Genomic DNA, 12,377 nt, shown 5'->3' with positions numbered 1-12,377 from the left:
AGGTCACCCCGGACCGACGTGCCGCACTCGGCCGAACTCGCCCGCTCACCGTGCTGGCTCATGGTGTCTCCTGTCGCTGCAGCACCCGCGTGCGCGCCCGCAGGTATCTGTTCAGCCTGCGCCGTTTGCCGGGGTCCAAACCCTCATCGGCCGGATCCGGCTGTCCCCGGAAGCGGCGCCACAGGCGACGACCGGCCAACAGGAACAGCAGTGCTCCGGCACATGCGGTAATTATCGCCAACGCAGAACCGTAGGCGTTGGACCGAACCTTGACCGATACGGCGTCGCCGAGCGGTATCCCATCGGGTGTGGTAATGGAGATCGGAATTGTCAGATTACGGGTATCGCTGACCTTCGTCGGGATTTGGAAGGATCGCGTGCCCTCCGCGGGCAGCGTCTGTTCGCCGATATCGGTGATGTCGGCGCCCTCGGGCGCACCGATCCGCAGCCGGATCCGCACCGCTACGGGCAGGTCGTTGCGCGCCACCAGCAGCAGGGGGCTCTGCTCCGAGGCCAGCGTGTACACCCCGCCGGGCGGGAGAACCGTCACCGAGTGATACATCGCGTTCAGGTCCACCGTGCTCTGGTCGAGCCGGCGTTGTGCGGCGATGTCGGCCTGTTCGACCGGACTGGACCGGTCCGACGAGGACAGCACCCGCACCAGATCATCGCGCAGCGGGGACAGGAAGGTCTGCGGCGTCGGCTCCTGCTGCGGAACCTCGACCAGCGCGCCGGACAGGTTGGCGATCCGCGCGGACAGCTGCTGCACGGGCGCGATGAACCCTCTCGGCACGGCGGTATCGGCCGCGTTGGACAGATAGTTCAGCTCGAACGGGCGTGGATCCGGCTGCAGGGCCAGCAGATCCTGAAACGACCGCGGCGTGGCCAGGCCGTTGCGGAGCATCGCGTCCAGCTGCTCGAGCAGGGCGCTGGCTTCGTCCCGATTGGCGCTCCACTGCTGCGGCGGCATCAGCAGCAGCGAACGCGCCTGGCCCGGTCGCGGATTGAGCGCCGCCCAGGACATCGCGCCGAGGGCGTCCTGCAGTCGCGCCGCCCGGGAATCCTTGGCCACCTCATAGCGCACCCGTTCCGGGGTGAAGGTGGGCGTCGGTGGATTGGAGCCGACCGCGGCCAGTGCGGTGGCCGACCAGACATCGAAGGTGGCGACCTTCAGTCCGGGGTCGGGCGCCGATGCGGTGCTCGCGGTGCCCGTGGTCGAGGCTGTCCGTCCGTGCAGGCGCGTCATGGCCGGGGCGCCGGAGGTAGTGGCCGACACCGCCACGGCATTGCGCGCCGTCGCGGAATCGCCGACGTCGACCGCGTTGTCGGCCAGGACCGCGGTGGTGAAGTCGTGTCCGGTGAGCATCGTCGCGGCGTTCGCGTCGATGGTGCCGGTATCGGGCAGGCTCACCCCGCGCAGCGATTTGACCGACAGGATCCGATCGACGATGTCGGCGGGCGAGGAGATCGCGCGCTCGGCCAGCGCGGCATCGTGGGTCGCGGCCAAGGCGGGCAGATCGACCTGTGCGAACGGCAGGGCCACGGTGCACATCGCGGGGGCCAGTGCGCGCAGCCGATCCAGCCAGGCCTTCGCGGCGGCTGCCCCGGTGCCGTCGCGGGTCGGGCCGTCCGGATCGGACGGGCTGGCCAGAACGCGGTAGCCATTGGTCATATCCGACACGGTGAGCAGCAGATCCGGATCGATGGCCAGGCACAGCGCGCCTGCGACATTGGGCCCGGTCCGGGCGGAATCGGGGCGGACGGCCTGTTCCACCGCGCCCAGTAACTGGTCCAGCCGCCCGCCCGCGGCCAGCTCGCCGGCCAGCTCGTCGTCGGTCAGCAACGCCTTGCCGGCGACCGAGCCGGGAATTCCGGCGACCAGTCGCGGCCGGTCGGCCAGGGGCCACAGCATGGTGGTCGCCACCGGGGCGTCGGTGGGCGCCGGAATCGGTTGCACACCGCCGGATTTCTGGTCCGCGTCGTTCGGCAGGGAGGGCAGGCCGAGCACCGGGAGCAGGAAGCGGGCGTCGTCCAGGCGGGCCTGGCCGCCGTAGGCGGGGGTGCCGTTGACGTTCAGCAGCAACGGATAGACGCCGGGCTCGGTGATGTCCAGGGACGAGGTGACCGGCGCGCTGCCAGCGGTGCCCTTACTGCCCGCGCGCACACCGACGTGCAGCGTGAACTGTTGGCGCTGTCCCGGTCCCAGAGTGTCGGCGACGTCCTGGAACGGCGTGGTAACGGTGTAGTCGACCTGGTCCAGTCGCAGCGACGAGCGCAGCCCCCGGGCATCGCCGATCGCGGCCGTGCGCTGGGTGCGCACCGCGATATCGGATACCTCCCGGTCGCCGATGTTGGTCACCGTGCCGGAGATGGTCAGAACCGAATCGCTGTTGGTGGTGACCGAATTCGGGGTCACCGAATCGAGGGTGAGCTTGAGGAACTTCGGTGTCGTCGTGGCCGATCCGCCGGGATCCGCCGCGGCCGTGCCACTCAGCGGCAGGCCCAGCAGGGCCAGGAGCAGGACGATGAGTGCCGTGGCCGCGGTCTGGCGACCCGCATACGTCATTGTTTGCCGTTCTCCATCCGGTCGATCAGGCGGGTGGCGACCTCCGCCAGTCGGCGCTCGTCGGCATATGCGAGCCGAGACTCCAGGTCGGTGAGCGGCACCCAGGCAACCTGGGTGACCTCGACGTCGGCGTCGGACAACTCACCGCCCACCGAGCGCATCAGATAATGATGCACGGTCTTGTGTACCCGGCGCCCCTCGGTGACGAACCAATAGTCGATGCTGCCGAGTTCGGCGACAACCACGCCGTTGATACCGGTCTCCTCGGCCACCTCGCGCACGGCGGTCTGCTCGGCGGTCTCGCCCTCCTCGATATGCCCCTTCGGCAGCGACCACAGCAGGCGCCCGCGCCGATCTGTGCGGCCGATCAGAGCCGCGGACCGCTGCTCGCGCGGTCCGTCCAGCCCGTCCACGACCAACCCGCCCGCCGAGGTTTCCCGGACAGTGCGCATCCTAGGTTTGGCCGCATTACCGGCCGAACCGCGGCGCCGGGGCTGGCGGCGTCGACTGTTCGCGCGATCGGCCGGAGACACCGCCATAGTCTAGCGGCGCTGTGGGTATGGTCTCCGCTTCACTCCGGCGTGGCCGTGCAGTGTTCACGTGGTCGCGACACAGTCGGTCAGGTCGACTCGGAGGCTGTGTGCCTGGGTTGGCCGCGGTGGTTGACGCGTAAGCTGCGTGTCTGTGGTTTCGCCGAAGTCCGAGGACATAGCAGTGCCGGTCTCCCTGCCCCCGGAGGATCGGCGTACGAGATTGCTCGCGGCGGCGGCGATCACGCTGGGGCGGTTGTCGAATGTGCTGACTCCGCTGGGTGAGATGTTCGCGGCGCACGGGCATGAGTTGTACCTGGTGGGTGGCAGTGTGCGCGATGCGGTGCTCGGGCGGTTGGGGACCGATCTGGACTTCACCACCGATGCCAGGCCCGAGACCGTGCAGAGCATTCTGCGCGGGTGGGCCGACAATCTCTGGGACACCGGAGGTCTGGCGTTCGGGACGGTGAGCGCGTCGAAGGCGGGGTGGCAGCTGGAGATCACCACGTTCCGCAGTGACAACTACGACCGGGTTTCGCGCAATCCCGTCGTGACGTTCGGCGATACGCTCGAGGCCGATCTGGTCCGGCGCGACTTCACCGTGAACGCGATGGCGGTGCGGGTCGGGGCGGACGGGTCGCTCGAGTTCGTGGATCCGCTGGACGGAATGTCCGCGCTGCTGGCGGGTGTGCTGGACACTCCTGCCGCGCCGGAGGATTCGTTCAACGACGATCCGCTGCGCATGCTGCGTGCCGCCCGGTTCGTCTCGCAGCTGGGGTTCGAGCTCGCGCCGCGGGTGGGAGAGGCAATCGTCGCGATGGCTCCGGAGATCGACCGGATCACCGCCGAACGGGTGCGCACCGAACTGGACAAGATGATCGGCGGTGCATATCCGACCGAGGGCATCGACATCATGTGCGAGACGGGGCTGGCCGAGCGGGTGCTGCCCGAGGTGCCGGCGATGAAGCTGGAGATCGACGAGCACCACCAGCACAAGGACGTCTACCAGCATTCGCTGACGGTGCTGCGTCAGGCCATCGATCAGGAGCACGGCGATCCCGATCTGATCCTGCGCTGGGCGGCGCTACTGCACGATATCGGCAAGCCGCCGACCAAGCGCAACGAGTCCGGCGGCGGGGTGAGCTTCCATCATCACGAGGTGGTCGGCGCGAAAATGGTGCGCAAGCGCATGCGGGCGCTGAAGTATCCGAAGCAGTTCACCGAGGATGTGGCCCGGCTGGTGTATCTGCACCTGCGCTTCCACGGGTACGGCAAGGGACAGTGGACCGATTCCGCGGTGCGTCGTTACGTCACCGACGGGGGTGAGCTGCTGCCGCGCCTGCACAAGCTGGTGCGCGCCGACTGCACCACCCGCAATAAACGCCGCGCCGCCGCGCTGCGCGCCACCTACGACGACCTCGAGACGCGTATCGAGCGCCTACAGCAGCAGGAGGACCTGGAGCGGGTGCGCCCGGACCTGGACGGCAACGCCATCATGGAGCTGCTGGGTCTGGAACCGGGGCCGCAGGTGGGCCGGGCCTGGCGCTACCTGAAGGAACTACGCCTGGATCGCGGGCCCATGACGCGCGAGGAGGCCGAGCAGGCCCTGCGCGAGTGGTGGAACGCGGGCGGGCAATAGTTTCACGGGAAACCGTGATCCCGGGTTTCACGGGAAACCGCGCGTACTTCCCGGCGGGATCCGTCTCTAGAAGATGACCAGCGTCGTTCCCGCGACGATCGCCGAGCGGATCTGAGCCAGATCGAACGATGCGGTGAGTTCGGGGATTTCGAGCTGGAATCGCACGCGATCGCCCTCGCGCCGGGTACTGCGCACGCGGATGTCCTTCGGCAGGTCGGTCAGCGGTATCGGCGCCACGCGGGCCCACCTGCGCGGAATCCGGACGCCACACCGGCTCACCCGATGCACGACGATCGTGAGCAGGTCGTCGATGACCGACGCATCGATCAGGGCGCGCGTGCGCTGCCGTCGATGCCGGCCGACGAGCAGGCCGCTCGGGTCCGCCCCCAGCTCCCAATCGAACTCCCAGGTGTTGAGCCAGTCGAGCAGCGCCGCCGTACTCACGGTGCCGGTGATATCGATCATGCTGGCGCGCACCTTGGTCGGGACGCCCGGAATCAGCCGCACACCGTGCGCGACGACGGTCAGCTCATCGATGGGATACCGGTCCCAGTGCAGTTCCTCGAGCACCGCCTCGACCTCGAAGTTCGCGCCGCGGCGACGGGCGGTCAGCGTCCGCAGGGCGCCCCTCATCTCGTGGCCGAGTATGGCGGCGGTGACCTCCTGGCCGCCGAATCGGCTCAGGATTCCCCCGCTCAGCAGCGTCATCAGCACATCGGGCACCAGCGCGGTGACGGTGCCCGAGCCGAGATCCGCCACCGGGTCGAGCCACGCGGTGGTGAAGCTGCTCCACTGGTCCAGATCCAGCAGACGCCTGCCGAGGCCGAGGGCACGTGACCCGGGTCGCCAGGATCTGGGATCGAAATTGGTGACCATGACTGAGTCGAGCGTACTTGCCGCGATGATCTTCGGCTCTCCCAGATCGGCGACCCCTACTTCTTGGGTCCCTGCTTCTGCGGGTCGTTCAGCGTCGCATGCATGAGGTACACGTTGTAGCTGTTCCAGGCCGAGATCGTGAAGTACAGATCTTTGCCCGTCGACCACGGGTGGATGAAGCCGCCGTAGGCCGTGGGATAGTCGCTCGTATTCACCAGCGGCACCTCATCGGTCCAGGCGCCCTGCGGTGCGTGGGCCGTGCGCAGCACGATGGCTCCCCGGACGGAGTCCAGGTACACCATCTGCCACTGCTGGGTGGAATCGTCGTAGCGGGCCGACAGTTCGCCCGCGAGTCCGGGGAACAGCGGGGTGGCGTCGTTCTCCCGCGCCGGGGCCCAGGTGCCGTGGACCCAGTACTGATAGGCGGATTTGTTCAGCAGCTGGGTGGTGGGCACCCGGGCCAGTCCGATGACCCCGATGCGTCCGTTGGGTGTGCCGAACATATACACGTAGTCGCCGTGCGGCACCATCGTGGTGACCTGGAAGCGGTCGAGGCCGAACATGTTGTCCCACTTGGCGTACTGATCCTCGACCCAGGTCCTGCCGTCGTCGTCGGAGTAGGCCAGGCCGCCGTCGTTGGTCCACCACGTCCCCGGGATCTCGCCCCAGCGGCGCACCGACATATAGCTGATGTACTGCCGCGAGCCGAGGGCGAAGCCGGAGGTCGGGATGACGGTCGTCTCGAAGTTCTTGATCTTGCGGCTGTTCAGCAGTTCGGTGGCGTGGCAGCGGCTGTTCTGGACCATAGTGTCGATCGTCAGGCCCTTGGACAGGTCGTGCTGGGAGCTGTACGCGAGCACGTTACTGCGCCAGTCCTGGTTCACCCCGCCCGCACCGCTGCCGTTCCAGCCCTTGCCGAAGGTGTCGCCGAACAGGACCGCGACCTGACCGGGCTTGGTCTGCCACATGATCCCCAGATCGGTGCCGTCGAGTGACCAGCGCATATCGGTGCGGTTGACCGAGCCGTGGCCGGTGACCTGGTTGACCAGGTCCACCGAGGTGACGGTGCGCGGCGACGGCGCCGCGTCGACCGGTCCGGGCTGGGCCGGATGCACCACCGGGGGCGGCGGCGTTTCCGGCGGCAGGGGCGGCCCGCCGGGGATCGGAATCGGTATCGGCTCGATATCGGGCGTGATCTGGACGTTCGGAATGTTCAACCGCCCGGATCCGCCGCTGGAGCCGTTGCCCGATCCGCTTGCTGAACCACCCGCCGGTCCGGAGTTACCGGGCTGGGCCGGCGTCGAGGGAATTTCGGAGTCCTTCGGATCGGGCAGTACCGATATGGTCCGGTCGTTGCGGATATCCGGGCACGGGTTCCGGCACGGATCCTTCGGCAGCGCCCGGGGATCGATGCGAGTCTTGTTCGGTGGCGGTCCGGGCACCGGCACCGGGGTGATCTGCGGTACCGGAACCGGAATGTTGATGGTCGGCGGCAGCAGCGGCGGTGGCGGCGCGTTCGGATCGGGCTCGCGGGCTCGCGGATCGAAACCGGTTTCACCGCAGGCGTTCACCGGTGGCGGCGCCCAGGGCAGCGGCTCGGCCCGCACCGGAGACGGCACGAGCAGCACACCGATCAGCACTACACCGAAGAATGCGGGCGCACAGGCCTTTTCGAGGCGAGAGGACACGTTCGAACCGCTACTTCCCGGCCTGGACGCGGATTTCACCGACTTGCGCCTCGCCCCGATACTTCGCCAGCAAGCTCTCGGCCTCTCTGAAGTTCCGCTCCGGAATACGCCGAGCCACGGTGATACATCGCACGTTCGGGTGGATGGGCCGGGCACAGCCCGTTCAATCTAGCCGACCTATCGGTGGTAGGAGGGTTGAACGTCGGCGTGGCGGGAAATCGGCGGGGTTCCCCGGGAACCCGCGAGCAAACCGCTGCGTCGAAATCGGTATGACCGACATCGATTACGTGTTCGGCACCGGTGACGGCATCACACACACCTGGTCCTCTCCCGCGGATCTGGACCTGTCCGGCACAGGAGTGTGCGATGCGGTGCGCCTGGATTTCGACGGCTCGGGGCGTGCCGACGACGCGCTGTGGGATTCGGACGGCGACGGCGTCGCCGATATCGCCGCGCTGGATCTGGACGGTGACGGCGTCTTGGACCACTACTTCACCGATCCCAGCGGACTGGGCACCTGGAACCATCAGATCTGGCCGATAGCGACCTGACCGTGACAGCGACGATCCCCAGCGCATAGCATCCGGCGCCCGCCAGCACCACGCCGAACGAGCGCCCGTCGGCCGGGATGAGCAGCGCCGCCACGCCGAGTGCGAGCACGAAGGCGATGTTGAAGACGGTGTCCTGTAGCGCGAACACCTGGCCGCGCCGCGTGTCGTCGATATCGATCTGCATCGCGGCGTCGCCGGTGAGCTTGATCATCTGCCCGGCCAGGCCCAGCAGGAACGCCCCGGCCAGCAACAGGTGGCCGGCCGCGCCACGGCCCGTGCCGGTCGCCAGGGTGATCGGCGTGACCAGCGTCAACTGCACCACCAGGGCCGTGCACAGGCCCGCGACGACGGTGCGCGAGCGGCCCAGGCGAGGGATCGTCAGCGGTGCGACCACCGCCGCGACCAGCATCCCGATGGCGGTGGCGGCGATCGCGACACCGAATCCGACCAGGCCGCCGCCGAGCGAGCCCGCGCCGCCCGCCGCGCTGCGCAGAACCAGCACCATGAGCAGGGTGTCCGCGCCGAACACGATGCGATGCACGCCGATCCCGATCATCGCGGTGGTGCATTCCACCGATTCCCACACCGCACCGGCGCCCGTCCGCAGTCCGGTCAGAATGGCCCGGACCGAGCTCACCGTGCTACCCGACTCCCCCGCATCCGGCCCCAGCGCCCGGGGACGGAACCGGGCCGCGCACACCGCACCGACGATGGATCCGCCCGCACTGGCGCCCACCGCGACCGCGCCGGACAGATTCCCGGCGCCGATGACGCCGATGATCCCCACCGCGGCGGCGGCGCCGGCCCCGGCGCACCCCGATGCGACGGTCGCCAGTACCGAATTCGTCGGGACCAGCCAGCGCCGGTCCAGGACGCGCGGCAGCGCCGCGGACACCCCCGACAGCACGAACCGGCTGACCCCGACCACCGACAGCGCGAGGAGTAGCAGCGGTGTCTCCCGCACGCCCGTGCCCAGCGCGACGGCCGTCGCACCGATCAGCAAGGCACGCAGAACATTCGCTGTCAGCAGCACCGAACGGCGGTCCCAACGGTCCAGCAGCGCACCGGCATAGGGGCCGATCACCGAATACGGCAGCAGCAATACGGTGAATCCGGCGGCGATCGCGAGCGGATCGGTCTGCCGCTCGGGGTTGAACAGGATGGCTCCGGACAGGGCCGCCTGGAACATCCCGTCCCCGAACTGCCCCGCGAAGCGGACCAGCGCCAGCCGCGGAAGTTCAGGGCCCGAGCGCCGCAACCCGCGCAGCGCAGCTCGCCGTGCGGCCCATCCGCGCGCGGGCATGTCCTCGCGCGCGGTCATGTCGTCACCTCGGCTGTGAATGATCGTCCTCCGCATCGCTCGGGCGTCGGTGACCCGGCTCGCTCGGCGCGAGGGTGTAACGGATACGCGTTCTCGCCCTTTTCGTGAACCGTACCGGGGCCGATTCCGTGCCGCGGATGCCGAATGGTTGCTGCGCCTGATACGGCGACATGGGCGATGGTGTGGCAAGCTAGGATTTAAGAGGAATTCGAGGTCTGGGGCTCGTACCACGGCTCGTGTCGTCCCCCGGCCTGAACAGTGATCGGTGCTCGGCCCGAGAGGAGGACCGCGGTGTCCACACTCACGACCCCTCACATCGACGTTCATCGCGGTGGCGACCGCATGAAAACCCGTGTGGCGTGGCTGGATTCCAAGCATTCGTTCTCGTTCGGCGAGCATTACGACCCCGAAAACACCCATCACGGACTGTTATTGGTGAACAACGAGGACATCGTCCGTCCCGGTGAGGGTTTCGAGACGCATCCGCATCGGGATATGGAAATCGTCACCTGGGTGCTCAGTGGCTCTCTGGTACACCAGGATTCGCTGGGGCACAACGGCATCATCTATCCCGGACTCGCGCAGCGGATGAGCGCCGGCACCGGAATCATGCACTCGGAGAAGAACGATTCGTGGCAGCTGCCCGCCGCACAGGGCGGCACGGCCGAGCACAGCGATCCGGTGCATTTCGTGCAGATGTGGGTGGTGCCCGATGAGCCCGGCCTGGAACCCGGCTACCAGCAACTCGACATCGATGACGAACTCGCCGCCGGTGCTCTGGTGACGGTGGCCTCCGGCCTGCCGCGCTATCGGGACCGCACGGCGATCGCCATCAACAGCAGCCACTCGGCCATGCATGTGGCGAATGTGGGGCTGCCCGGTCGCCCGGCCGTGGTCGAGCTTCCCGAGGCGCCGTACCTGCACCTGTTCGTGGCCGAGGGCGAAGTGGAGATGGAGGGCCTCGGCATGCTCTACGCCGGGGACGCGGTACGCCTGACCCGCAGTGGCGGCCAGCGGATCACCGCGCATGTGCCCTCGGAGATCATCGTGTGGGAGATGCACGCGCGGCTGGGCGGGCAATAGTCCGCGCCATTCCGGACACGCCGCCGGCCAACACGCCGACGCGAAGCAGCGGCGGTAGGACGGCCCGGCAATAACATCGGCACTCGATACGAACCCGGCATATCGTAGGGTGAACGAGAGGACTGCCATGACGGAGTATCCCCCGCCCTATCCGTCGCCGCGGCCGGGTGAGGATCCGGCCGGGCAATACGGCAACTATCCGTCGTCCGGGAACTATCCGCAGCCGGGCGGTTATCCGCCGCCTCCGGGCGGCTATCCGACCCCGCCGGGGGAATATCGGCCGCGGGGCGGCCGGGGTCTGGCCGTCACCGCCCTGGTGCTGGGCCTGCTGGCCCTGCTCAGCTGCTGGACGGTGTTCGGCGGCGTCGTGTTCGGAGTCCTCGGTCTGATCTTCGGCCTCATCGCCATCGTCAAGGCCCGCCGGGGCACCGCCGCGGGTGGCGGGATGGCGATCACCGGCACGGTGCTCGCGCTGCTGGGCCTGATCGGTGCGATCGCGATCGGCGTCGTGGCGGGCAACTGGGTCATGAACCACGGCGGCACCGACTACAAGACATGTGTGCAGCAGGCGAACAACGATCAGGCGAAGCTGCAGAAGTGCTCCGACGACCTGAAGTCGAGTCTGCAGAACGTGCCTCCCACGACGCCCTGAGATCCGCTCACCGCACCGGTGAGCCGCAACTGCGGATCGCCTCGATGACCTCGGCCAGATCGGGTCGGAAGTGTCCGTCGGGTGAGTCGATCCACACCCGGTAGCCGGTGCGCTCGTCGGCCGGGGAGGGCAGCACGATCCAGGTGCCCGGCTGTGCCAGCGCGGAGTATTGCCCGATCAGGGCCGTCAGGACCGCCGTATCCGGGGTGGAGACGTCGGCGTGCTCGGTCAGGAAGGTCCAGCGGTGTGAGCGGGGATGTCCGATGATCGGGCCGCAACGGGATTGCCCGGGCGTTTCCGGCCGTTCGGTGGCGCGCAGCCGTTCGCGCGTCAGCGCACCCAGTGGCGCGGGTACGGTGATCGCCCCGACCACGCCGATCTCCACCATGATCCGGCCCAGAGCTTGGTCGACCACGCCGTAGAGACCGTTCTCCTTGCGATACCTGCGACAGCGTTCCAGCGCTTCCTGTGCGGTGGCGAACGATCCCGGGGTATCCATGGTGAGCCTCTCATTTTGTGAGTGCAGTCACACCGTTTACTCGACGGTAATCCTAGGCAATCAAAATGACAATAGTCACACGATAGGGATTCTCCCGGCGTACCATCGGCGACCATGGCACCTGTGTCCCCCACGGTGGCCCGGTGGGAATTGGTTCTGCGCCTGCGTGAGCTGCGAGAACAGCGCGGATTCGATTCGGCCACCTTCGCCCGGCGGGTCGGCTTCACCCCCGCGAACTGGTCGCACGTCGAGAAGGGCCGGCGGGTGCTCACCGTGAATACCATCGGCCCGGTGCTGGAGTTGCTGGATGTTTCCGAGGAGGAGCACGAGGAGTTGCTCGCGCTGTTGCAGACCAGCAAGGAACGCGGCTGGTGGGCCAAGAATTCGGCGCTGACCGGGCCGGAGCTGCAGCGTTACTACGGTATGGAATACGGCGCGGACAGCATCCGCAGCTACGACAGCCTGGTGATTCCGGGTCTGCTGCAGACACAGGACTACGCGCGGGCGCTGATCAGCGCGGATGTGATGATCCGGCCGGTGCAGGTGGAGCAGCTGGTCGCGGTGCGGATGCGGCGCCAGCAGCGCCTGCGCGGCCCGGAGCGGGCGGATCTGACCGCGGTGGTCGGCGAGGCGACGCTGTTGCAGCAGATCGGCGGCCCCAAGGTGCTACGCGGGCAACTGGAGTACCTGGCGGATCTGCTGGAGGAGCTGGACACGATCGAGATGCGGGTGATCCCGTTCGACGCCAGCGCCGGGGCGATCCTGGGTGGGGCGAGTTTTCATCTGCTGGACTTCGCGGGTCAGACGCTGCCGACCTTCGGATGGGTCGAGAGCGCGGTATTCGGCGGTGCGGTCGACAACCCGGATCAGGTCCGTGACCTGGCGTTCGCCTATGTCCGCGCACTCGACCAATCCCTCAGTCGCACTGACTCATTGGCGCTGATTCGCAAGTATTCGCGCGTGTAAAATTCT

At 67.9% G+C, this 12,377-nt stretch carries 11 protein-coding genes; 5 read left to right on the top strand and 6 right to left on the bottom strand.

Annotated features, from left to right (window positions below; translation table 11 throughout):
• Positions 1 to 58 precede the first annotated feature (58 nt).
• Both JZ791_RS00165 and JZ791_RS00160 read right to left on the bottom strand, forming a co-directional pair.
• Positions 59 to 2,566 (bottom strand): hypothetical protein, encoded by a 2,508-nt coding sequence (locus JZ791_RS00165; protein ID WP_216892008.1) that lies wholly within the window; start codon positions 2,564 to 2,566, stop codon positions 59 to 61.
• The gene (locus JZ791_RS00160) at positions 2,563 to 3,099 is read right to left on the bottom strand and encodes an NUDIX hydrolase (RefSeq protein ID WP_216892007.1); all 537 of its coding nucleotides are present in this window, start codon (positions 3,097 to 3,099) and stop codon (positions 2,563 to 2,565) included. Before JZ791_RS00160 ends, JZ791_RS00165 begins: the two co-directional genes overlap by 4 nt.
• 181 nt (positions 3,100 to 3,280) lie before the next feature.
• Between JZ791_RS00160 and JZ791_RS00155 the strand changes: the two genes are divergently transcribed.
• Positions 3,281 to 4,735, top strand: a complete 1,455-nt coding sequence (locus JZ791_RS00155) for a CCA tRNA nucleotidyltransferase (protein ID WP_308162670.1) — start codon at positions 3,281 to 3,283, stop codon at positions 4,733 to 4,735.
• Between the two features lie 66 nt (positions 4,736 to 4,801).
• Here JZ791_RS00155 and JZ791_RS00150 read toward each other — a convergent pair whose 3' ends face one another.
• Both JZ791_RS00150 and JZ791_RS00145 read right to left on the bottom strand, forming a co-directional pair.
• Positions 4,802 to 5,611, bottom strand: a complete 810-nt coding sequence (locus tag JZ791_RS00150; protein ID WP_216892006.1) for a hypothetical protein — start codon at positions 5,609 to 5,611, stop codon at positions 4,802 to 4,804.
• A 56-nt stretch (positions 5,612 to 5,667) separates the two neighbouring features.
• On the bottom strand, positions 5,668 to 7,299 hold the full coding sequence (locus JZ791_RS00145) for a glycoside hydrolase family 183 protein (protein WP_216892005.1): 1,632 nt from the start codon (positions 7,297 to 7,299) through the stop codon (positions 5,668 to 5,670).
• A 269-nt stretch (positions 7,300 to 7,568) separates the two neighbouring features.
• Between JZ791_RS00145 and JZ791_RS00140 the strand changes: the two genes are divergently transcribed.
• A complete protein-coding gene (locus JZ791_RS00140) occupies positions 7,569 to 7,850 on the top strand; it encodes a hypothetical protein (RefSeq protein WP_216892004.1) in 282 nt (93 codons plus the stop codon).
• Here JZ791_RS00140 and JZ791_RS00135 read toward each other — a convergent pair.
• The gene (locus tag JZ791_RS00135) at positions 7,792 to 9,153 is read right to left on the bottom strand and encodes an MFS transporter (protein ID WP_216892171.1); all 1,362 of its coding nucleotides are present in this window, start codon (positions 9,151 to 9,153) and stop codon (positions 7,792 to 7,794) included. The two genes, JZ791_RS00140 and JZ791_RS00135, sit on opposite strands and share 59 nt — an antisense overlap.
• A 309-nt stretch (positions 9,154 to 9,462) precedes the next feature.
• Here JZ791_RS00135 and JZ791_RS00130 point away from each other — a divergent pair, with 309 nt between their 5' ends.
• Positions 9,463 to 10,254 (top strand): pirin family protein, encoded by a 792-nt coding sequence (locus JZ791_RS00130; protein WP_216892003.1) that lies wholly within the window; start codon positions 9,463 to 9,465, stop codon positions 10,252 to 10,254.
• Positions 10,255 to 10,381: 127 nt separating this feature from the next.
• Positions 10,382 to 10,906 carry a DUF4190 domain-containing protein gene (locus JZ791_RS00125; RefSeq protein ID WP_216892002.1) on the top strand — a complete coding sequence of 175 codons (525 nt, stop codon included), beginning with the start codon at positions 10,382 to 10,384 and terminating at the stop codon, positions 10,904 to 10,906.
• Between the two features lie 7 nt (positions 10,907 to 10,913).
• Here JZ791_RS00125 and JZ791_RS00120 read toward each other — a convergent pair whose 3' ends face one another.
• A complete protein-coding gene (locus JZ791_RS00120; protein WP_216892001.1) occupies positions 10,914 to 11,405 on the bottom strand; it encodes a hypothetical protein in 492 nt (163 codons plus the stop codon).
• A 114-nt stretch (positions 11,406 to 11,519) separates the two neighbouring features.
• Between JZ791_RS00120 and JZ791_RS00115 the strand changes: the two genes are divergently transcribed.
• The gene (locus JZ791_RS00115; protein ID WP_216892000.1) at positions 11,520 to 12,371 is read left to right on the top strand and encodes a Scr1 family TA system antitoxin-like transcriptional regulator; all 852 of its coding nucleotides are present in this window, start codon (positions 11,520 to 11,522) and stop codon (positions 12,369 to 12,371) included.
• The last annotated feature ends 6 nt before the right edge of the window (positions 12,372 to 12,377 follow it).

The organism is Nocardia alni (assembly GCF_019038435.1).
GTDB lineage: Bacteria > Actinomycetota > Actinomycetes > Mycobacteriales > Mycobacteriaceae > Nocardia > Nocardia alni.
The sequence above is the reverse complement of the archived record's forward strand: the minus strand, read 5'-3'. Positions and strand labels throughout refer to the sequence as shown.